This is a genomic window from Mesorhizobium sp. WSM4823, from assembly GCF_055811195.1.
In genome coordinates, this window is sequence record NZ_JBVVQL010000002.1 from 388,464 (window position 1) to 408,835 (window position 20,372).

The 20,372-nt window shown below is 61.3% G+C and carries 22 protein-coding genes; 17 read left to right on the top strand and 5 right to left on the bottom strand.

Annotated elements, in window-relative coordinates:
- Positions 1-14: 14 nt before the first annotated feature.
- On the top strand, positions 15-746 hold the full coding sequence (locus AC0L26_RS06760) for a hypothetical protein (protein WP_473631848.1): 732 nt from the start codon (positions 15-17) through the stop codon (positions 744-746).
- Positions 747-769: 23 nt separating this feature from the next.
- On the opposite strand, the gene AC0L26_RS06765 is transcribed toward AC0L26_RS06760, so the two are convergent.
- Positions 770-1,399: a MarC family protein gene (locus tag AC0L26_RS06765; RefSeq protein WP_473631849.1), complete on the bottom strand. Its 630-nt coding sequence runs from the start codon at positions 1,397-1,399 to the stop codon at positions 770-772.
- A 77-nt stretch (positions 1,400-1,476) separates the two neighbouring features.
- Complete coding sequence (locus AC0L26_RS06770; protein WP_473631850.1) at positions 1,477-2,013, bottom strand: hypothetical protein; 537 nt, start codon at positions 2,011-2,013, stop codon at positions 1,477-1,479.
- 85 nt (positions 2,014-2,098) lie between these two features.
- Between AC0L26_RS06770 and AC0L26_RS06775 the strand changes: the two genes are divergently transcribed.
- Both AC0L26_RS06775 and gyrA read left to right on the top strand, forming a co-directional pair.
- Positions 2,099-2,953 (top strand): helix-turn-helix transcriptional regulator, encoded by an 855-nt coding sequence (locus tag AC0L26_RS06775; RefSeq protein ID WP_473631851.1) that lies wholly within the window; start codon positions 2,099-2,101, stop codon positions 2,951-2,953.
- 191 nt (positions 2,954-3,144) lie between these two features.
- Entirely contained in the window at positions 3,145-5,955 is a 2,811-nt protein-coding gene (gyrA, locus tag AC0L26_RS06780) for a DNA gyrase subunit A (protein WP_473631852.1), read from the top strand.
- A 58-nt stretch (positions 5,956-6,013) separates the two neighbouring features.
- Here the strand turns inward: gyrA and AC0L26_RS06785 are convergent, their stop codons facing one another.
- A complete protein-coding gene (locus AC0L26_RS06785) occupies positions 6,014-6,166 on the bottom strand; it encodes a hypothetical protein (protein WP_473631854.1) in 153 nt (50 codons plus the stop codon).
- 297 nt (positions 6,167-6,463) lie between these two features.
- Here AC0L26_RS06785 and coaD point away from each other — a divergent pair, with 297 nt between their 5' ends.
- The 6 genes from coaD to tgt all read left to right on the top strand — a co-directional run bounded on the left by coaD (position 6,464) and on the right by tgt (position 10,881).
- On the top strand, positions 6,464-6,964 hold the full coding sequence (gene coaD, locus AC0L26_RS06790; protein WP_473631855.1) for a pantetheine-phosphate adenylyltransferase: 501 nt from the start codon (positions 6,464-6,466) through the stop codon (positions 6,962-6,964).
- A gap of 75 nt (positions 6,965-7,039) precedes the next feature.
- Positions 7,040-7,630 (top strand): peptidylprolyl isomerase, encoded by a 591-nt coding sequence (locus AC0L26_RS06795; RefSeq protein WP_473631857.1) that lies wholly within the window; start codon positions 7,040-7,042, stop codon positions 7,628-7,630.
- Between the two features lie 28 nt (positions 7,631-7,658).
- Entirely contained in the window at positions 7,659-8,171 is a 513-nt protein-coding gene (locus tag AC0L26_RS06800) for a peptidylprolyl isomerase (RefSeq protein WP_091593716.1), read from the top strand.
- A 14-nt stretch (positions 8,172-8,185) separates the two neighbouring features.
- Positions 8,186-8,635, top strand: coding sequence for a DMT family transporter (locus AC0L26_RS06805; protein ID WP_473631858.1), 450 nt, complete (start codon positions 8,186-8,188; stop codon positions 8,633-8,635).
- 6 nt (positions 8,636-8,641) lie between these two features.
- Positions 8,642-9,754 (top strand): tRNA preQ1(34) S-adenosylmethionine ribosyltransferase-isomerase QueA, encoded by a 1,113-nt coding sequence (gene queA, locus AC0L26_RS06810; RefSeq protein ID WP_473631860.1) that lies wholly within the window; start codon positions 8,642-8,644, stop codon positions 9,752-9,754.
- Positions 9,751-10,881 carry a tRNA guanosine(34) transglycosylase Tgt gene (tgt, locus tag AC0L26_RS06815; RefSeq protein ID WP_473631861.1) on the top strand — a complete coding sequence of 377 codons (1,131 nt, stop codon included), beginning with the start codon at positions 9,751-9,753 and terminating at the stop codon, positions 10,879-10,881. The genes queA and tgt overlap by 4 nt, the downstream gene beginning before the upstream one ends.
- A gap of 56 nt (positions 10,882-10,937) precedes the next feature.
- Here the strand turns inward: tgt and AC0L26_RS06820 are convergent, their stop codons facing one another.
- Entirely contained in the window at positions 10,938-12,209 is a 1,272-nt protein-coding gene (locus AC0L26_RS06820) for a flavin-containing monooxygenase (RefSeq protein WP_473631862.1), read from the bottom strand.
- Between the two features lie 146 nt (positions 12,210-12,355).
- Positions 12,356-12,775, bottom strand: coding sequence for a DUF4864 domain-containing protein (locus tag AC0L26_RS06825; RefSeq protein WP_473631863.1), 420 nt, complete (start codon positions 12,773-12,775; stop codon positions 12,356-12,358).
- A 322-nt stretch (positions 12,776-13,097) separates the two neighbouring features.
- On the opposite strand from AC0L26_RS06825, the gene AC0L26_RS06830 reads away from it, so the two are divergent.
- The 8 genes from AC0L26_RS06830 to AC0L26_RS06865 all read left to right on the top strand — a co-directional run bounded on the left by AC0L26_RS06830 (position 13,098) and on the right by AC0L26_RS06865 (position 20,249).
- Positions 13,098-13,334, top strand: coding sequence for an Lrp/AsnC ligand binding domain-containing protein (locus AC0L26_RS06830; protein WP_352934586.1), 237 nt, complete (start codon positions 13,098-13,100; stop codon positions 13,332-13,334).
- A 172-nt stretch (positions 13,335-13,506) separates the two neighbouring features.
- Entirely contained in the window at positions 13,507-14,919 is a 1,413-nt protein-coding gene (locus AC0L26_RS06835) for a circularly permuted type 2 ATP-grasp protein (protein WP_473631864.1), read from the top strand.
- Positions 14,920-14,979: 60 nt separating this feature from the next.
- Positions 14,980-15,348: a four helix bundle protein gene (locus AC0L26_RS06840; protein ID WP_473631865.1), complete on the top strand. Its 369-nt coding sequence runs from the start codon at positions 14,980-14,982 to the stop codon at positions 15,346-15,348.
- 63 nt (positions 15,349-15,411) lie between these two features.
- Positions 15,412-16,353 (top strand): alpha-E domain-containing protein, encoded by a 942-nt coding sequence (locus AC0L26_RS06845; RefSeq protein ID WP_473631866.1) that lies wholly within the window; start codon positions 15,412-15,414, stop codon positions 16,351-16,353.
- A gap of 7 nt (positions 16,354-16,360) precedes the next feature.
- On the top strand, positions 16,361-17,155 hold the full coding sequence (locus AC0L26_RS06850) for a transglutaminase family protein (RefSeq protein ID WP_473631867.1): 795 nt from the start codon (positions 16,361-16,363) through the stop codon (positions 17,153-17,155).
- A 31-nt stretch (positions 17,156-17,186) separates the two neighbouring features.
- The gene (locus AC0L26_RS06855; protein ID WP_352934577.1) at positions 17,187-17,918 is read left to right on the top strand and encodes a proteasome-type protease; all 732 of its coding nucleotides are present in this window, start codon (positions 17,187-17,189) and stop codon (positions 17,916-17,918) included.
- 25 nt (positions 17,919-17,943) lie between these two features.
- Positions 17,944-19,356, top strand: coding sequence for a pyridoxal phosphate-dependent decarboxylase family protein (locus AC0L26_RS06860; protein WP_473631868.1), 1,413 nt, complete (start codon positions 17,944-17,946; stop codon positions 19,354-19,356).
- Positions 19,357-19,481: 125 nt separating this feature from the next.
- Positions 19,482-20,249 carry a DeoR/GlpR family DNA-binding transcription regulator gene (locus AC0L26_RS06865; protein WP_354493309.1) on the top strand — a complete coding sequence of 256 codons (768 nt, stop codon included), beginning with the start codon at positions 19,482-19,484 and terminating at the stop codon, positions 20,247-20,249.
- Positions 20,250-20,372 lie beyond the last annotated feature (123 nt).

The window sequence follows — 20,372 nt, forward strand, 5'->3', positions numbered from 1 at the left end:
AGTTGAGCGTTAAGATGTCAAATGTTGCTTCCGGCAAGACAGCTCTCTACGGCCTGTTGGTTGCAGAGATAGCTCGAAACGCGGTGAGTCACTATCCGATCGGATTGGACGCCGAAGGTAGGCGTGTTGAGCAGACTGATCGCGATCCAGCAAAGCTTGGTCGCAAGGGATGCGTTTTTCATCACAGCTACATGTCAGCTTTTGAGAACGCATGCTTCGTGCTCTGGGCATTGGAGATCGCTGAGCCTGTTGAATTCTTGGAGGGACGGTGGGAGGTGCGGCGCGGACGCAGAGAAGCTTTTCATCCCTACTTTCAGCTCCAGCATGACGTCGAAGATATCGCAAATATTGCTGCCCCAAATGCAGATCAGTTATTTCCCTCGATCGACTATGCCTTGTACACCTACATCGAAATCATCGAACAGATTTTGACCCCTTTCGTGACGCTTGATGCTTTGTTGAAAAATGAAAGCGACTTGGATTCAATTGCACAGCTTGACGGACTGGTCGCGTCTGTCCTGCCAGATGATTATCGCGGGCGGCGGTCGCAGTTGCCTATTGTGATCGAGACATCAGTTCCCAATATGGCGGCGCTGCTGGAAAGAGCAGGCTATCTCGTCTACGAACGCGGACGACTCACTTGGACAAATGCAGCCGCTCCAGCCTTGCGCGGCAACCGCTACGCCTTGCAAGGCGGCGATGTTAGCACCGATGAAGGGCGCCCTCGGCTTCGGCTGGCGAACTAGAACGGTGGGTGTCGGAAGCGACTTCAATCAACCATCAGCGCCTTGATGCCGTCGGCGACGAACTGCACGGCAAGCGCCGCCAGGATGACGCCGAGCAGCCGCGTCAGGATCGAGCGGCCGGTCTGGCCGAGGATGCGGTCGATGCGCTCGGCCAGCACGAACACCAGGTAGGTGATGACAAGGCAGATCGCGATGATGCCGACAAGGGCTGCCTGCGCGCCAAAACCTGGAAAAGAGCCGGAAAGCAGGACGGTCGCTGAGATCGCGCCCGGACCGGCGATCAGCGGGATTGCCAGTGGAAAGGCGGCGATGTTGTGGATCATGTCCTTGGTAATGGCGACGTCGCCGATCTTCTCTTTGCGGTCCTGCCGGCGCTCGAACACCATTTCGAAGGCGATGAAGAACAGCAGGAAACCGCCGGCGACGCGGAAGGCCGGCAGTGTGATGCCGAACACCGACAGGATCGACGCGCCGGCGATTGCGAACAGCGCCATCACCAGAAAACCGATGATCGAGGCGCGGACGGAAACCTGGTTGCGCTCCTCGCGGTTCATGCCGCGTGTCACGGCCAGGAAAAGCGGCGCCAGGCCGGGCGGGTCGATGGTCACGAGAATGGTGACGAAGGCGTTGAACAGGCTGTCGAAGCTCGGCATCTCTGACCCTCCCCGCCGGGCTGCGCCCGAGACCTTGCATTGGTAGAGCAAAGCAGCGTCAGGGGAAACCGGGCGGATCAGGTGCTGCCAGTTCGCCGCGCCAGGAACTCGACTTCGAGCCGCCATGTCGCGCCGCCGTCCTGCGAGCGTTCGCCCAGCCAGCGGAACGAATTTTCGGTGATACGCGAAAAGCTCCAGCGCACCGAGGTGCCACTACCGTCTGCGCCTTGCTGGACGATGCTGTCGCCCTCGGCGCGGCCGAGCTGGCGGCTGTAATACTGGGTGCGTGGATCGCTCCAGAAGATGTGCCAGGCGTCGACGCCGGGATCATAGACGCGCAGTGTCGTGCCATAGAAGGTCCATTTGCCGAGAGAGGGCGAGGGGCCGGCGTCGCGTGCGGGCAGGATCCATACGTCCTGGATCGCGCGGCCTTCGAGCACCCAGCCGAAATGTACCTCGCCGCGCCCGGTCAGCACCTGGCCGTCCTCGAGGTTGCGCGTGGCGTCGAATGTCCAGGCGCCGACGAAGCGGCCGTAAAGGTTCAGTTTTTCGGCAAGGTCCGTGGCCGGGCCGTTGCTATGCAGGGCTTCGGCAAAGGAAGATGAATTGAACATGATTTCGACCTCATCTTGTCAGGAGATTGTGGGAGTAGGCGGCAGCAGGGTTCTGTGCTTGGGAAAAATTGCTATCTTTCGAGCCATGACAACGAGCGCGCGCACACTGGCGTCCGGTCGGGGCTGGCAGGTGTCGGACTTGGTCTGCACCGCCGGCACCGCTGATCGCCCATTCGAGGAAGAGCATCGCAACTTCTGCGTCGCCGTGGTGACCAACGGCACATTCCGCTACCGGGCACGCCAGGGCAGTGCGATGCTGACGCCGGGCGCGCTCCTGCTCGGCAACCCTGGCACGTGCTACGAGTGTGGGCACGAGCATGGCGCCGGCGACCGCTGCCTCTCCTTCCAGTTCGAACCGGCCTATATGGAACGGATCGTTTCCGACGTGCTGGGCGTGAAGACGCTGGCCTTCGAGACGCCGCGGCTGCCGCCCTTGCCGGCGCTGGCAGCGCTGCTTGCCGAGGCGGAATCCGCACGCGAGATGATCGACGGCGACGCATTCGAGGAAATCGGCCTGCGGATTGCCGGCGCAGCCGTCGCCACCGGCGTCACGCCTGCTGCCCGGCCACCGAGCCGCCGCGACCAGAAACGTGTCGCGGACGCGGTACGGCGCATTGAAAAGGATGCCGAAAGGCCGGTCTCGCTTGCCGATCTTGCAAGCGAGACGGCGACCAGCCCCTACCATTTCCTACGCAGTTTCCGGCACGTAGCGGGCGTGACGCCGTACCAGTTCCTGCTGAAAACCAGGCTGCACAGGGCGGCGGTGCGGCTGCGCATGTCGGACGAGGCGATCTCGACAATCGCGTTCGAGGCGGGGTTCAACGATTTGTCGACCTTCAACCGCCGTTTCCGGCGCGTGATGGGGGAGGCGCCCGGCGCCTATCGGGCCCGGCGGCGAGGTGATAAATTGTCGAATGAATCGGCCGTTCCGGCTTTGTGACGCAAAATTGGCCGGACAATCAGCTTTAACCGACGACCACGAAAAAGCGCCTCGGCCATATCGTCGCAATCAGCCATATCCTTTTGAAATCGCCACAAAAATCGTCATTGGAAAACTGCCGCGGACATTGGAGTTTCGGCCGCGCTTCCTATATAAGCACCGAGTGATTCCTGATTAGATTGTGACCTGATTTGACCGACCAGAAGACACCGCGCGGCGCCGACGGCGGCCCCACCGGCATCGAGCCGATATCCATCATCGAGGAGATGCAGCGCTCCTATCTCGATTACGCCATGAGCGTGATCGTCAGCCGTGCGCTGCCGGACGTGCGCGACGGGTTGAAGCCGGTGCATCGCCGCATCCTCTATGCCGCCCATGAGAGCGGCTACCATTGGAACCGCAAATATGTGAAGTCGGCCCGCCCGGTCGCCGACGTGATGGGTAAATACCATCCGCATGGCGACGCCTCGATCTACGACGCTTTGGTGCGCATGGCGCAGGACTGGTCGCTGCGCGTGCCGCTGATCGACGGACAGGGCAATTTCGGTTCGATCGACGGCGATCCGCCGGCGGCGATGCGCTACACCGAATCGCGGCTGACCAAGGTCGCGCATGAGTTGCTGGAAGATATCGACAAGGACACCGTCGATTTCCAGGACACTTATGATGCGTCCGGCAGCGAGCCGAAAGTCCTGCCGGCGCGCTTCCCGAACCTGTTGGTCAACGGCTCCGGCGGCATCGCCGTCGGCATGGCCACAAACATCCCGCCGCACAATTTGGGCGAGGTCTGCAACGGCGCCATTGCCCTCATCGACAATCCGGCGATCGACCTGCCGGCGCTGATGGAGATCATTCCGGGGCCGGATTTCCCGACCGGCGGCATCGTGCTCGGCCGCTCCGGCATCTACAGCGCTTATTCGACCGGCCGCGGTTCCATCGTCATGCGCGGCCGCGTCAATGTCGAGCAACGCGGCAACGACCGTGAATCGATCGTCATCACCGAGGTTCCCTACCAGGTGAACAAGGCCTCGATGATCGAGAAGATGGCCGAGCTTGTGCGCGACAAGCGCATCGAGGGCATTTCCGACATCCGCGACGAGAGCGACCGCCAAGGTTACCGCGTCGTCATCGAACTGAAGCGTGACGCGGTCGCCGACGTCATCCTCAACCAGCTCTATCGCTTTACGCCGCTGCAGACGTCGTTCGGCGCCAATATGGTGGCGCTGAACGGTGGCAAGCCGGAACTGCTGACGCTGACCGACATGCTAAAGGCGTTCGTCGCCTTCCGCGAGGAGGTGATCAGCCGGCGCACGAAATTCCTACTGCGCAAGGCGCGCGACCGCGCCCACGTGCTGGTTGGCCTTGCCATCGCTGTTTCCAACATCGACGAGGTGATAAAGCTGATCCGCAGCGCGCCCGACCCGCAGACGGCGCGCGAGCAGTTGATGGAGCGGCGCTGGCCCTCGGGCGACGTCGAATCGCTGATCCTGCTGATCGACGATCCGCGCCACCGCATCAATGAGGACGGCACCTACAATCTGTCCGAGGAACAGGCTCGCGCCATCCTCGAATTGCGCCTGCAGCGCCTGACCGCACTCGGCCGCGACGAAATCGCCGACGAGTTGAACACGATCGGCGACGAGATCAAGGATTACCTGGACATCCTGTCGTCCCGCGCCCGCATTCAGCAGATCGTCAAGGATGAGCTTGCCGCCGTGCGTGACGAGTTCGGCACGCCGCGCCGCACCGAGCTCTCCGAGGGCGGGGCGGACATGGAAGACGAGGACCTGATCCAGCGCGAGGACATGGTCGTGACGGTCAGCCATTCCGGCTATATCAAGCGCGTGCCGCTGTCGCTCTACCGGGCGCAGCGCCGCGGCGGCAAGGGCCGCTCCGGCATGTCGACCAAGGAAGAGGATTTCGTCACCCGGCTGTTTGTCGCCAACACGCATACGCCGGTGCTGTTCTTCTCCTCGCGTGGCATCGTCTACAAAGAAAAGGTCTGGCGCCTGCCGATCGGCAACCCGCAGTCGCGTGGCAAGGCGCTGATCAACATGCTGCCGCTGGAGCAGGGCGAACGCATCACCACCATCATGCCGCTGCCCGAGGACGAGACCAGCTGGGGCGAACTCGACGTGATGTTCGCCACCACGCGCGGCACGGTGCGCCGCAACAAGTTGTCTGACTTCGTCCAGGTCAACCGCAACGGCAAGATCGCCATGAAGCTGGAAGAGGAAGGCGACGAGATTCTCGGCGTCGAGACCTGCACGGACAATGACGACGTACTTTTGACCGCAAGCTCCGGCCAGTGCATCCGCTTCTCGGTCAGCGATGTGCGCGTCTTCCAGAGCCGCAACTCGGTCGGGGTACGCGGCATCGCCATGGCTGCCACCGACCGGGTGATCTCGATGGCGGTGATCGAACATGTCGAGGCGCCGCCGGCCGAGCGCGCCGCTTATCTCAAGCGGGTGGTGGCCGAACGGCGGCTCGCCGCCCGCCTTTGGGCCGGCGCGGACGAAGACATCCAGCTCACCAATGAGGAGGTCGACGAGGAGACGGAGCTTTCCGATGAGCGCTACGAATTCCTCAAGGCACATGAGCAGTTCGTGCTGACGGTGACGGAATATGGCTACGGCAAGCGATCGTCTTCCTATGATTTCCGCCTCACAGGGCGCGGTGGCAAAGGAATTCGCGCCACCGACGTGTCGAAAGCGGCCGAGATCGGCCGTCTGGTGGCGACTTTCCCGGTCGGCAACGACGACCAGATCATGCTTGTCTCGGACGGCGGCACTGTCATCCGCGTGCCGGTCAACGGCATTCGTTTCGCCAGCCGCGCCACCAAGGGCGTGACCATCTTCAACACGGCCGACGGCGAGAAGGTCGTTTCGGTGGAGCGGATATCGGAACCGCAATCGGACGAGGAAGCCGAAGAGAGTGTCGAGGGCGACGCCAGCCCGGAGGCCGGTGCTGAAGGTGCCGACCCGGACAACAGCGCCGACTAAGCCTTGATGGGGAAATGCCCGCCCGATGGGCCGGCGCCGTCAACAAATAACGGCCGGTTCATAAGTGGCGATAAGGCTTGCGGATACCGAAGCCTCCGAACCGCTTGGCATTGGACTTGGCGCGGACGCGCTCTGCTTCCTGATGCAGCCCGAATACGGTGGCGATCAGCATGGCGACGGTCATTGCGGTGGCGAGCATGTAGATCAGCATGTGCGTGTTCTCCTGCACCTAGCAACGATTAAATGGGGTTTTGGTTTCATCTTCCGAAGCTGCAACCTAGTGAACGCTGCGTGAAGCCTTCGTGATCGGCCCGTTCATTGGTCGTTCATCTCGGCCAAAAGGTTCACACAGAGCGCATCGCGATCAACGGGCCCAGGCGATGCGCATTGAGTCCCTGTTTGGGTGCATGTCGTTGTCCCAAAACTGCTGCGCACTTTGGGCGACATGCATTGGCGGCTCGCTGATCGGATTGCCTTTGCGAGAGAGGCTCGCTAGAAGCACCCTGCCATGACAGAACGCATCGCCCTTTATGCCGGCTCCTTCGACCCGCTGACCAACGGCCATCTCGACGTGCTGAAGGCGTCGCTGGCCGTGGCGGACACCGTCTATGCGGCTATCGGCATTCATCCCGGCAAGAAGCCGTTGTTTTCGTTTGAGGAACGGGTTGGGCTTATCGAAGCGGCGACGAGGGCCGAATTCGGCCACGACAGCGCCCGCATCAAGGTCGTCGCTTTCGACGGGCTGGTCATCGACGCGGCCAGGAAGCACGGCGCCTCGATCATGATCCGCGGCCTGCGCGACGGCACCGATCTCGACTATGAGATGCAGATGGCCGGCATGAACGAAACCATGGCGCCGGAACTGCAGACGGTTTTTCTGCCCGCCAGCCCTTCGGTGCGAACCATTACCGCCACACTTGTCCGTCAGATAGCCTCGATGGGTGGCGACATCCGCCCCTTCGTGCCGGCGGCCGTGGCTGGCGTACTCACCGCAAAGTTCGCGAAATGATGCATGTCGCCCGAAAGTGGAATCCGGTTTTGGGACGACGCCATGCATGAAACAAAGGTTCTCGGAGAAATATCCATGCAGCTCAAAAGGCTCGCCACCTGCTTCGTCGTTCTTTTCGGTCTTATGGCTGCATCCGGTTCGGCGTTCGCAGCCGATCCGGAAAACACCATGATCATCACGCTGAAGGATGGCGACGTGACCATCGCGCTCAGGCCCGATCTCGCGCCGAAACATGTCGAGCAGATCAAGAAGCTGGTCCGGCAGGGCGCTTACGACAATGTCGCTTTCCACCGCGTCATCGACGGCTTCATGGCGCAGACCGGCGACGTAAAGTTCGGCAACATGAAGAACGGCTTCAGCGCCGATGCTGTCGGCACCGGCGGTTCAGATCTTCCCGACCTGCCGGCCGAATTCTCGACGTCCGAGCGCTACGTGCGCGGCGTGGTCGGCATGGCCCGCTCGCAAAACCCGGATTCCGCCAATTCGCAGTTCTTCATCATGTTCGCGCCGGCGCCGCCGCTCGATGGCCAGTACACCATCGTCGGCAATGTCGAGAAAGGCATGGAGTTGGTGGACCAGATAAAGAAAGGCGACGAGGCGCAGAACGGGGTCGTCACCGGTCCCGATCGCATGATCAAGGTGCGTATCGCCGCCGACGGCAAGTAAACCCATTAGTTTCAAAGGATATTCTGACATGGCCGAGATCAAGGATCGCGAGAACGCGCTCATCATGGAAACGACCAAGGGCAAGGTCGTCATCGAACTGTTTCCCGATCTGGCGCCCGGCCATGTCGGCCGCATCAAGGAACTGGCGCGCGAAGGCGCCTATGACGGCGTGGTGTTCCACCGCGTCATCGACGGTTTCATGGCGCAAACCGGGGACGTGAAATTCGGTAATTCCAGCAAACCCTCTTTCGCGCCCGCCCGTGCCGGCACCGGCGGCTCCGACAAGCCCGACCTGAAGGCCGAGTTCTCCAACGCCAACCATGGCCGCGGCACCTGCTCGATGGCGCGCTCGCAGAATCCGAACTCAGCCAACTCGCAGTTCTTCATCTGCTTCGACGATGCCGCTTTCCTTAACCGCCAATACACGGTCTGGGGCCAGGTCATCGAAGGCATGGACAATGTCGACAAGATCAAGCGCGGCGAGCCGGTGCCGGATCCCGACAAGATCGTGTCGCTGAAGGTCGCGGCCGACGTCAAGTAACGGGTGAAACGACGATGATGGGCGTTGTCTGGTCTTTGCTCGGCATTTTGTCAGGCGCCTTCATCGCCATTCAGGCGCCGATCAATTCACAACTGGCGCGCGGCCTGGGCCTCCCGGTCGCGGCCGCTGCGTTTTCGTTCCTGTCAGGTGCAATCGTGCTCGGCATCATCTCCCTTGCTGTGGTGAAGCTGCAAAGCGTCTCACTCGACTGGAAGGCGCCTGCGCCTTGGCTGTTCATCGCCGGCGGCATGCTCGGCGGATTCTATGTCACTCTTTCGACAATCCTCACGCCGCGCATCGGCGCCGCGGCGTTGATGGCGTTCCTAGTCGCGGGCCAGTTGCTGGCTGGCATGCTCATAGACCGTGTCGGCTTCCTTGGCGTTGCGGTGCGTGAGATTTCGCTTGGCCGCGTCGCCGGCGCGGTGCTGCTGCTGGCCGGAGCACTGTTAGTCCGGCTCTTTTGATTTCTGATGCGCGTCGATCTTTTCGACTTTGAACTGCCGGAGGAGCGCATCGCGCTTCGACCGGCAGAACCGCGCGACAGCGCCAACATGCTGGTGGTCAGGCCGGGTGAGGGTCTCGAAGACCGAACGGTCCGCGATCTGCCGTCGCTGCTCGAGACCGGTGACGTGCTGGTGTTCAACGACACCAAAGTCATTCCGGCACAGTTGAAAGGCATCAGGCGGCGCGGCGAGGCGACGGCGCAAGTCGAAGCCACGCTGCACATGCGAGTAGGGCCGGACCGCTGGCTGGCTTTCATGCGTCCGGGCAAGCGCATCGCCGCCGGCGACCGCATCCATTTCGGCCATGACGCCAATTCCTGCTTTCTCGGCCAACTCGACGCCACGGTGATCGAGAAGGGCGACGCCGGCGAAGCGCTGCTCGGTTTCGACCTCTCGGGCCCATTTCTCGACGAGGCACTGCACGCCGTCGGCCACATTCCGCTGCCGCCCTACATCGCCTCGAAGCGCGACGACGACGAACGCGACCGCATCGACTACCAGACCATCTATGCCAGGGAGGAGGGCGCTGTCGCCGCTCCCACTGCCGGCCTGCATTTCACGCCCGAGCTTTTCGCCGCGCTCGATGCCAAGGGGATCGAGCGCCGCTTCGTCACCTTGCATGTCGGCGCCGGCACGTTCCTGCCGGTGAAAGTCGACGACACGGCCGATCACAAGATGCATGCCGAGATCGGTTCGGTCAGCCCGGAAACCGCCGCGGCACTCAACGCAGCGAAGGCGCGTGGCGGGCGCATCGTCGCCGTCGGTACGACGTCGCTGCGCCTGCTGGAGAGCGCTGCGCGGGAGGACGGCACATTGGCCGGATGGTCGGGTCCGACGGATATCTTCATCACGCCCGGCTACCGTTTCAAGGCCGCCGACATGCTGATGACCAATTTCCATCTACCGCGCTCGACGCTGTTCATGCTGGTTTCGGCGTTTTGCGGTCTGCAAACGATGCGTGCGGCCTATGCGCATGCCATCGAGAACCGCTACAGGTTCTACTCCTATGGAGATGCAAGTCTTCTGTTCAGGGAGGAGAACGATGGACGCGCGCCAAGCATCAAACAAGGAATTCAATGACTAAGGCGTTCACCTTCGAGGTGCTGGCGACCGACGGCAAGGCGCGGCGCGGCTCTATCACCATGCCGCGCGGCGAAATCCGCACGCCGGCCTTCATGCCGGTCGGCACCGGCGGCACTGTCAAGACTATGTATATGGATCAGGTGCGCGGCGTCGGTTCGGACATCATCCTGGGCAACACCTATCATCTGATGCTGCGGCCCGGCGCCGAACGTGTGGCGCGGCTTGGCGGCCTGCACGAATTCGCCCGCTGGCCGCATCCGATCCTGACCGACAGCGGCGGCTTTCAGGTGATGTCGCTGTCGAAGCTGAGGAAACTCACCGAAAAAGGCGTCACTTTCCGCTCGCATATCGACGGCGCCGCCTATGAGATGTCGCCCGAGCGCTCGATCGAAATTCAGGGACTGCTCGATTCCGACATCCAGATGCAGCTCGACGAATGCACCGCGCTGCCGGCCAAGGAGAAGGAAATTGAGCGGGCCATGGAGTTGTCGCTGCGCTGGGCCGAGCGCTGCAAGACGGCGTTCGGCGACCAGCAGGGAAAGGCGATGTTCGGCATCGTCCAGGGCGGCGACATAGCCGCGTTGCGGCTGCGCTCGGCGCAGGCGCTGAAAGCGATGGACCTCAAGGGCTATGCGATCGGCGGGCTGGCGGTCGGCGAGCCGCAAGCGGTGATGCTCGAAATGCTCGATATCACCTGCCCGGAACTGCCGGCGGACAGGCCTCGTTATCTGATGGGTGTTGGCACGCCGGACGATATATTGAAATCGGTGGCGCGCGGCATCGACATGTTCGACTGCGTGATGCCGACGCGCGCCGGCCGCCATGGCCTCGCCTACACAAGGCGCGGCAAGGTCAATCTGCGCAACGCCCGCCATGCCGACGATCCGCGCCCGCTCGACGAGGAGAGCGACTGCCCGGCCGCCAGAGATTATTCGCGCGCCTATCTGCACCATCTGGTCCGCTCGCAAGAGGCGCTGGGGGCTATGCTGCTGACCTGGAACAATCTTTCCTACTATCAAAAGCTGATGCAGGGCATTCGCTCCGCGATCGAGGCTGGCGCATTCGAAGCGCGGGCCGCGGAAATTTCCGAAGGCTGGGCGAGGGGCGATATTCCGGCTCGCTAGTGTGAAGGTCTGACCCTCGGCGAATCCATTCCAGGCGTTCTTGGCCGTGAGCCTACTCATCCTTTGACGATGTGGTCCACCATCTGGCGCGCCTCCTCGGCAACGGCCGGTACGGTGCCTGATTTCCGCGTTGACGCAAAATCCAGGCCGGCGAAATAGAGTCCGTGAACGGCACCGATGCCGTCCTCATGTATGGGTTGGCCAGCCGCATCCAGGGCGTCGGGAAGCTGCACCCATGAGAAGTCGCCCGAGAAGCCGGTGCACCAGATTACCGATGAGATGCCGCAAACGGCCAAGTCGATCGAACGAATCGGCGGGCTCGGCACGCAAGGCGCGACCGTTTCGGCTGGATCATCCTCGGCTGGCGGCGCATCGAGACCGGCGCGCTCGATGTACTCGTCAATCACTCGCTTCAGGTCCGCCGAGGCCTCGTCTGCGAAGCGCATGTGGTCGCCGACCTCGTGGCCGAAGGCGAGGTTGCCGTTCACAACGCCTATGAAACGGCCGAGCAGGGTCACTCCTTGTGCGCTCAACGATTGCAGGCTGATCGTGTGGGTCGCCCCGAGCAGTGGGCGCGGCGGCGGCCTGCCGTTTTCCAGGAGGAGCTCCCAGCGCGGGACGTCGGCAAAGCCGGATACGGTGAGCCAGTTGAACGAGTCGCCGCCGCGATAGCGGCGTACCAGGCGGCCAGTGCGGCTCGTCGCCAGAAACACCCGGCGTCCGGCCTGCACCAAATCGTCGGCAATCTGGCCGCCCGACTGGCCGCTCCCGACCACCAGCACGGCGCCATCAGCGAGCTCGGCCGGGTTGCGATAGGCAGAGGAATCGACCTGGCGAACTGCCGTCGGCAAGTCGGACGACGAAGGCGGCCGGACCTGGCGGTTCTGGTTGCCGGTTGCAATCACGATCGTGCGCGCCAGAAGCGTCTCGCGATCAGTCGTGACTCGATAGGTTCCGTCCTCTCGATGCAGCTGCTCAACCGTCACTCCGGTGCGCACCGGCAAGCGGTGCCGGTCAACATAGCCTTCCAAATAAGCCACGAATTCGTGGTGAGTTATCGCACCCCAAGGGTCCGGCCCGTCGTAGGAATCACCGGGTAGTATGGTGCGTATGTTCGTCGAGTTGAGCCGGAAGGAGTCCCAGCGCTGCGTTCGCCACGTCTCTCCTATACGGCCTCGCTCGAGAACATGGTGCGCACAGCCACGTTGTTGCAGGAAATAACTGACGCCAAGCCCGGCCGAGCCAGCGCCTATGACGACTGCATCAAGAATCCCCCTCATGCCTCCCCCGCCGCCAAAATGACGATCGCATCTGAGGGCAAACGACACCCCGCTCACCCTGAGAATGCAGCAGTATACTGCAATGAGCTAATTTAGGGAAAGGAACGAAGCCACTCCCGAGGGCAAGTGCCTCCTTTGTCGATCTAGGCGCTTCGAGCAACTGGGTCTTTCGGATTTGTCGCGCCTAGGACCAATCAGGTGCTCAGCGCGTTGGATGCGCGCAGGCTGCAGCCGGTTATCTGGTAGGTCCCGTCGGGCTGCTGTTCGAGCGTATAGACCGCCTCGTAGTCCTTGCCGTTCGGCCCGACGATCAGCACCTGCTGGATGATCGATGTCGGGCTCATTTCCTGCACCTTACCGAAGGAATAGGTCCGCGGCTTGCGCACCGGCGCATAGCCATTGGTCACCATGTTCATGAACGTGTCGACGGTCGGAAAGATGCGTTTGACGTTCGGTGCGGCGAAGCTGTAGGCGGCAGCGTCATCATCAGCCATGAAGGCCTTCAATTGACCGTCGATGGTTGCTTGGGCTGCCTTGATTTCCGCATCGCCGGCCAACACCGGGGACGCCAGGATGAATGGAACGATTGCGAATGCGAAAAGCACGCGGTGCATGGCCTGTCTCCGTTATCCGAGGAGCCGTCCGAAGACGCTCAGCATACCATACGCTCGACAGCGCTTCGTGGTTTCAGCGACGACAACATTCAACGTCGCACGCCAAGGCGGAACTTGAGCAAGCTGCAGGCGAGGGCGGCCTAAGCTCCCTCATGCTTGAAAGCCGGGCGGCAGTCTGCCACAAGGGCCGCTTATCCGCATGACCCCGAAAATCGGAATCGATTTTCGGAAAGGATCATGCGCAATCAAAGTGCTACAGCGTCCTTTGCGCGTCTAAAAGGACGCGCGGCGCTGTAGGTGCAAGCTTGAGCAGGACCGGGCAATGAAGGCATTTTTCGTGCAGATAAAGTGCGATCTGGGCAAGGCCTATGAGGTTGCCAGCGCTTTGGCCGATGCCGAGATCGCTTCGGAAATCTACTCGACAGCCGGCAATTACGATCTGCTCGCCAAATTCTATGTCGACGACGAAGAAGACATCGGCCACTTCGTCAACGAGAAGGTACAGGTCCTTCCAGGCATCAAGGACACGTTCACGGTCGTCACCTTCCGCGCCTTCTGAGCAGCGCCTGCCGCCTGCCTGGACATAAGGCAAAGCCTGATCACAGCCATATTGGTGCTGCCATAATTTTAGGCAGCCGCGACATACTGATCGCCCGCATCCTCCAAATAACCGATTGCGCTTGATTTTCTCCGGTGACGCCAGTGAAATGGCCTCACAGGGGAGTATGCGATTGGCAGCGTTCGATGAAATGCTTCCGGAAATTTCCGGATTGAGAACACCATACTCGGCTTACGATCGCTGGCTGAAGGAGCAGGATCCGGCCAGGCTTACCGAAAAGATGCAGGACGCCGAGCGTGTCTTCCGCAAGACCGGCATCACCTTTGCCGTCTATGGCGAGCAGGAAGCCTCCGAGCGGCTGATCCCCTTCGACATCGTTCCGCGCATCATTTCCGGCAATGAATGGCGACGGCTGACGCAAGGCATCGAGCAGCGCGTGCAGGCGCTGAACGCCTTTCTCGATGACATCTATCACCGCCAGGAGATCTTGCGCGCCGGGCGCGTCCCTAAGGAATTGATCGCCAAGAACGAGGCGTTCCTGCCGGAGATGATCGGGGTACGGCCGCCGGCCGGCGTCTACACCCATATCATCGGCGTCGATATCGTGCGTATCAGCGAGAACGAATTCTATGTGCTGGAGGACAATGCGCGCACGCCGTCCGGCGTCTCCTACATGCTGGAGAACCGCGAGACGATGATGCAGCTCTTTCCCGAGCTGTTCCAGCAGATCAAGGTGCGGCCGGTGGAAAACTATCCGCAGCTCTTGCGCCAGTCGCTGGCAGCGGTGCGGCCGCAGAGCACCAAGGGCGCGCCAACCATCGCCGTGCTGACGCCGGGCAGCTTCAACTCCGCCTATTTCGAACATGCCTTCCTTGCCGACCAGATGGGCGTGCAGCTTGTCGAGGGGCAGGATCTACGAGTCGTCGACGGTCACGTCGCGATGCGCACGACCGAAGGCTACAAGCAGATCGACGTGCTTTACCGGAGGGTCGACGATTCTTTCCTCGATCCGCTGACCTTTCGGGCGGACTCGGCACTTGGCGTCCCGGGCATCATGGATGTCTACCGCGCCGGCAACATCACCATCGCCAATGCGCCGGGAACCGGTATCGCCGACGACAAGGCGATCTATTCCTACATGCCGGAGATCGTCGAATTCTACACCGGCCGCAAGGCGATCCTCGGCAACATCCCCACTTGGCGCTGCTCGGAGCCGGACAGCCTGAAGTATGTGCTCGAACACATCCATGAACTGGTGGTGAAGGAAGTGCACGGGTCCGGCGGATACGGCATGCTGGTCGGGCCGGCGGCGACCAAAAAGGAATGCGAGGATTTTTCCAAGAAACTCGCCGCAAAACCATCGAACTACATCGCACAGCCGACGCTGGCGCTGTCGACCTGTCCGATCCTGACCGACAAAGGACTGGCGCCGCGCCATGTCGATCTCAGGCCCTATGTGCTGGTTTCCGACCGCATCCAGATCGTGCCCGGCGGGCTGACGCGCGTGGCGCTGAAGGAAGGCTCGCTGGTGGTCAACTCCTCGCAGGGCGGCGGCACCAAGGATACGTGGGTGCTGGATGATTAAAGTGGGAAGTAGCGAGTAGGGAATAGCGAGTAGCGAATAGGGATAGGGATAGGGAGGTGTGTGACGGCGATCAATTCTTACAGGGACCTAATTGTTTGGAAGGCAGCCATAGAATTGGCGGTAGATTGCTATTCCGGGACGGCAGCGTTCCCGAGCAAGGAAGCATACGGCATGACCTCTCAGATAAGGCGCTCGGCGGCATCAATCGCAGCAAACATCGCGGAGGGCCACGGACGAGAAAATACGGGAGCCTTCATCCAATTTTTGCGCATTGCTCAAGGCTCGCTCAAAGAGTTGGAAACGCACCTGATCTTATCCGGAAGGGTAGGCTTGATGGTTGAGAAAGAGGTGGTTCATTTACTTAGCCAGGCTGAGGAGATCGGGAAAATGCTGCGTTCAATGATCAGGAGTCTGCAACAAAAGTCATGACCTCATATTTCCGCTATTCGCTATTCGCTATTCCCTATTCGCTCGACTTCGAGGCAAGTTGACATGCTTCTCGGCCGCACCGCCAACGGGCTTTACTGGATGAACCGCTACATCGAGCGGGCGGAGAATATGGCGCGGCTGGTCGATGCCGGGCTGCGCATGGCGCTGACCCGCACCCAGAACGCTTCGGAGGAGTGGAATTCCGTGCTGCTCAGCGCCGGCTCGGACGCTGCCTTCACGCAGAAATATTCCGACTATACTGCCGCCAATGTCTCCGATTTCCTGCTGCGCGACACATCAAACCCGTCGAGCACGATGGCGTCGATCGAAACGGCGCGCAACAATGCCCGCATGGTACGCACAGCGCTGACGCGCGAAACCTGGGAAAGCATCAACGAAGCCTGGATGTCGCTGAAGCGCATGCTGGCCAGGCCGGTCGACGAACGCGACCTGCCCAGCGTGCTCGACGCGATCAAGCGCGAAACGGCGCTGATCCGCGGCTCGTTCTACGGCACTATGCTGCGCAACGAGATCTTCGATTTCTCGCAGCTCGGCACCTATGTCGAACGCGCCGACAACACGGCGCGCATCCTCGACGTGAAATATTATGTGCTGCTGCCGTCGATCTCTTGGGTCGGCTCCACGCTCGACAATTACCAGTGGGAATCGATCCTGCGCTCGGTGTCGGCGCACCGCTCCTATCGCTGGGTCTATGAGGCCGACTACAAGCCGAGCAACATCGCCGACTATCTGATCCTCAACGTTCGCATGCCGCGCTCGCTGACTTTCTGCTATCGTTTCCTGACGGAGCATCTCAGGTTCCTGGGCGACGATTATGGCGAGCGTCATGCCTGTCATGCGACGGCGGGCAAAACCCAGGCCATGCTGACGGCCGGCTCGATCAAGGACATATTCGACGCCGGCCTGCATGAATTCCTGGCCAATTTCATTCGCGACAACACCAGGCTCGGCGACGAGATCGCGCAGGACTATCGATTCTACTGAGGAAGCCATGCGGCTGAAGATCACCCACCGGACCGAATACCGCTACGATGCGCCGGTGCATTATCTGCTGCAGCGATTACGGCTGCTTCCGGTCAGCGGATCGACGCAGACCGTGCTGTCTTGGGCGCTGAAGATCGAAGGCGCACGCGAGGAAGTGCGCTTCACCGACCATTTCGGCAACGACACACGGCTTTTGAGCGTTGAAGGCGAGCGCGATTTCATCACCGTCGCGGCATCGGGCGAGGTGGTGACACGCGACACGTCGGGCGTCGCCGGGCCGCACCAGGGTTTCGCGCCGCTCTGGCTGTTCGGCCACGAAACGCCGTTGACGACGATCGGCAGCGGCATTCGCGAACTCGTGGCGTCGGTCGGCGAGGGGACGGATATCGAAAGATTGCATAGACTGATGGCCACGATCGGCGAGCGCGTCGCCTATACGCCGGGCACTACCAACGCGGCGACCCCGGCCGAGGATGCGCTGGCACTCAAGACCGGCGTCTGCCAGGATCACAGCCATATCTTTGCCGCCGCCGCGCGCGCCATGGGGTTTCCGGCCCGCTACGTCAGCGGCTATCTAATGATGGATGCGGCGGTCGAGCAGGCGGCAAGCCATGCCTGGGCCGAGGCGCATGTTGCGGGCTTGGGCTGGGTCGCATTCGACGTCGCCAACGGCATTTCGCCTGACGAACGCTATGTAAAAGTGGCGATCGGCCGTGACTATCGCGACGCGACTCCCGTATCGGGAATTCGGCTGGGACAAGCAGAAGAACAGCTTGCGGTCACCGTCACGGTGGAGCAGTAATCCTCAGCAAGATTGCTGCCAAAGAGATTCGATGACCTATTGCGTCGGCCTGAAGATCGATCGTGGGCTCGTGTTCATGTCCGACACGCGCACCAATGCCGGCATGGATTCGATCTCGACCTTCAAGAAAATGCATGTCTGGGAAGAGCCGGGCGAGCGCGTCATCGTGCTGATGTCGGCCGGCAATCTGGCGACGACGCAGGCGGTCGTTAGCCTGCTCGACGAGCGCACCAAGGCAGTTGGCGATCGCCACGCGACACTGCTCGAAACGCCCTCCATGTACCAGACGGTGCGGATGGTCGGCGACACCGTCAAGGAAGTCATCGCCAATTCGTCGCCATCCGGCGACAAGGCGGATTCCTATTTCAATGCCTCCTTCATCCTCGGTGGCCAGATCAAGGGCAGCGCGCCGCGGCTGTTCATGATCTATCCGGAAGGCAATTTCATCGAATCGACCGACGACACGCCGTTTTTCCAGATCGGCGAGACCAAATACGGCAAGCCGATCATCATTCGCGCCTATGAAAAGACGATGAGTTTCGCCGAGACGGTGAAACTGTTGCTGGTGTCGTTCGACTCGACGCTGAAATCGAACCTGTCGGTCGGTCTGCCGCTCGACCTGCTGTTCTACGAAAAGGACGCCTACAAGGTCAGCCTGAAGAAGCGGATAGCCCAGGACGATCAATACTACCGCACCATTTCGGACGGCTGGTCGAACGCACTGAAAACTGCTTTTGCGAGTCTGCCTGATTTTCCCGAATAGACGGCTTGTCTCTTCCGGAGGTGCGATGAACAACGACGAATTCCGGCAATGGTCGAGGCGCGCCGCGGATTGGGGCGCCGACTATCGCAACTCGCTGCGCGAAAGACCGGTGCGGCCGCTGGTCGATCCCGGTGACATCTTCAAGAGCGTGGAGACTTCGCCGCCTGAAGCGGCCGAGCCGATGGATGAGATTTTCGCCGATTTCGAGCAGAAAATCCTGCCGGGCATGACGCATTGGCAGCATCCGCGCTTCTTCGCCTATTTCCCGGCCAACGCCGCACCGGTTTCGGTGGTGGCCGAATATCTAGTCTCGGCGATGGCCGCGCAATGCATGCTCTGGCAGACCTCGCCGGCAGCGACCGAACTCGAGACGCGCGTCGTCGACTGGATGCGTCAGGCGCTTGGCCTGCCGGAAGGGTTTTCCGGCGTCATGCAGGATTCGGCATCGTCGGCGACGCTCGCCGCCGTGTTGACCATGCGCGAGCGCGCGCTCGATTGGCGGGGCAACGAGAAGGGCCTGCAAGGCCAGCCGATATTGCGCGTCTATTCTTCCGACCAGGTTCATACCTCCATCGACCGGGCGATCTGGGTATCGGGCATCGGCGAGGACAATCTCGTGCGCATTCCGGTTGCCGGCCGCTTTCGCGCCATGGATATCGCGGCCCTGGAAGCGGCGATCGTCGCCGACCGGGAAGCTGGCATGCTGCCGGCCGGCATCATCGCCTGTGTCGGCGGCACCAGCACCGGTGGTACGGATGATGTTGCCGGCGTCGCCGCGGTAGCCAAGCGCCATGGACTCTATCTGCATGTCGATGCGGCCTGGGCCGGATCGGCAATGATCTGTCCCGAGTTTCGCCATTTCTGGACTGGCGCTGAGCAGGCGGATTCCATCGTCTTCAATCCGCATAAGTGGCTGGGCGCGCAGTTCGACTGCTCAGTGCAGTTTATCCGCCAGCCGGAGGATTTGGTCCGCACCCTGGCCATCAAGCCCGAATTCCTGAAGACGCACGGACGCGACGGCATCATCAACTATTCCGAATGGTCGGTGCCGCTCGGTAGGCGTTTTCGTGCGCTGAAGCTGTGGTTCCTGCTGCGGGCCCACGGGCTGGAGAATCTGCGGACCATGATCCGCAACCATGTCGCCTGGAGCGAAGGTCTCGCTGCGCGGTTGGCCCGGGAACCGGACTTCGAGATCGTCACGGAGCCGATGCTGTCGCTGTTTTCGTTCCGGCATCTGGCGGCGGCCGGCATCGATTCGGACGAACACAATCTGCGGCTGGTCAACGCGATCAACGACGATGGCCGCATCTACCTGACCCAGACACGAGTAGACGGGCAGGTCGCGATCCGCTTTCAGGTCGGTCAGTTCGAGGCGACGGCGGCGGATATCGACACGGCTTTCGAAGTCGTCACCGAAATCGCGCGCGGTCGGGGTTGAATTTGTCGGCAAAGTTGCGCCGAGGTTTGCCCTCTGGACGCATGCAATTTCGTTAGCCGGCTTGCGCCTTTTCATCACTTTCGTTTTCCGCTATACCCAAGAAAAACGAAAACGGGAGGTCCCCAATGTATCTGTCGCCGCGCCATTCCGAAATCATCCAGATGGCCAAGGACCATGGCCGCGTGCTGGTCGATGATCTGGCAACGCATTTCAACGTGACGCCGCAGACCATCCGCAAGGATCTCAACGATCTGTGCGACCAGCGGCTGCTGTCGCGCATTCATGGCGGGGCACTGTTTCCCTCCGGCATCGAGAACATGGAATATGAGGCGCGGCGCAAGATCGCCGCCGACGAAAAGGAGGCGATCGGCCGCGCAGCGGCCAGGTTGATCCCGGACAATGCCTCGCTGTTCATCAATATCGGCACGACGACGGAGTCGGTCAGCAAGGCGCTCCTTGATCATAGCGGCTTGATGGTCATCACCAATAATATCAATGTTGCCAATAGGATGCGCATATATCCTTCAATCGAGGTGGTAATCGCCGGCGGTGTCGTGCGCGGTTCCGATGGCGGCGTGGTCGGCGAGGCCGCGGTCGATTTCATCAGGCAGTTCAAGGTCGATTACGCGGTGATCGGCGCCTCGGCGATCGATCATGACGGCGCGCTGCTCGATTTCGATTTTCGTGAAGTGAAGGTGGCGCAGGCGATCATCGCCAATGCCCGGCATGTCATCCTCGTCTCCGACCAGACCAAATTCGAGCGGACGGCGCCAGTCCGCATCGGCCACCTGTCGCAGGTCAACACCTTTATCACCGACCGCTGCGACATCCCCTCGGTGCGCAAGATCTGCCAGGAGGCCGAGGTTCAACTGATCGAGACGTCGCTGCCCTAGAGGCTGCCGTTGCGGCAACAGCGGCCGTTTACATTTCGTTTGACATTCGTTCTCATTTCGAAATAATCCCGACACGGTTTCGTAAAAACCTAAAAATGCTGCAATGCGAAATCCGGGAGGACT

Coding starts and splice junctions, on each gene's coding strand:
- AC0L26_RS06765 (WP_473631849.1), bottom strand. CDS start 1,399: ATGCCGAGCTTCGACAGCCTGTTCAACGCCTTCGTCACCATTCTCGTG.
- tgt (WP_473631861.1), top strand. CDS start 9,751: ATGACTAAGGCGTTCACCTTCGAGGTGCTGGCGACCGACGGCAAGGCG.
- AC0L26_RS06855 (WP_352934577.1), top strand. CDS start 17,187: ATGACCTATTGCGTCGGCCTGAAGATCGATCGTGGGCTCGTGTTCATG.
- AC0L26_RS06795 (WP_473631857.1), top strand. CDS start 7,040: ATGCAGCTCAAAAGGCTCGCCACCTGCTTCGTCGTTCTTTTCGGTCTT.
- AC0L26_RS06845 (WP_473631866.1), top strand. CDS start 15,412: ATGCTTCTCGGCCGCACCGCCAACGGGCTTTACTGGATGAACCGCTAC.
- AC0L26_RS06805 (WP_473631858.1), top strand. CDS start 8,186: ATGATGGGCGTTGTCTGGTCTTTGCTCGGCATTTTGTCAGGCGCCTTC.
- AC0L26_RS06770 (WP_473631850.1), bottom strand. CDS start 2,013: ATGTTCAATTCATCTTCCTTTGCCGAAGCCCTGCATAGCAACGGCCCG.
- AC0L26_RS06800 (WP_091593716.1), top strand. CDS start 7,659: ATGGCCGAGATCAAGGATCGCGAGAACGCGCTCATCATGGAAACGACC.
- AC0L26_RS06760 (WP_473631848.1), top strand. CDS start 15: ATGTCAAATGTTGCTTCCGGCAAGACAGCTCTCTACGGCCTGTTGGTT.
- AC0L26_RS06860 (WP_473631868.1), top strand. CDS start 17,944: ATGAACAACGACGAATTCCGGCAATGGTCGAGGCGCGCCGCGGATTGG.
- AC0L26_RS06775 (WP_473631851.1), top strand. CDS start 2,099: ATGACAACGAGCGCGCGCACACTGGCGTCCGGTCGGGGCTGGCAGGTG.
- AC0L26_RS06825 (WP_473631863.1), bottom strand. CDS start 12,775: ATGCACCGCGTGCTTTTCGCATTCGCAATCGTTCCATTCATCCTGGCG.
- queA (WP_473631860.1), top strand. CDS start 8,642: ATGCGCGTCGATCTTTTCGACTTTGAACTGCCGGAGGAGCGCATCGCG.
- coaD (WP_473631855.1), top strand. CDS start 6,464: ATGACAGAACGCATCGCCCTTTATGCCGGCTCCTTCGACCCGCTGACC.
- AC0L26_RS06830 (WP_352934586.1), top strand. CDS start 13,098: ATGAAGGCATTTTTCGTGCAGATAAAGTGCGATCTGGGCAAGGCCTAT.
- AC0L26_RS06850 (WP_473631867.1), top strand. CDS start 16,361: ATGCGGCTGAAGATCACCCACCGGACCGAATACCGCTACGATGCGCCG.
- AC0L26_RS06785 (WP_473631854.1), bottom strand. CDS start 6,166: ATGCTGATCTACATGCTCGCCACCGCAATGACCGTCGCCATGCTGATC.
- AC0L26_RS06865 (WP_354493309.1), top strand. CDS start 19,482: ATGTATCTGTCGCCGCGCCATTCCGAAATCATCCAGATGGCCAAGGAC.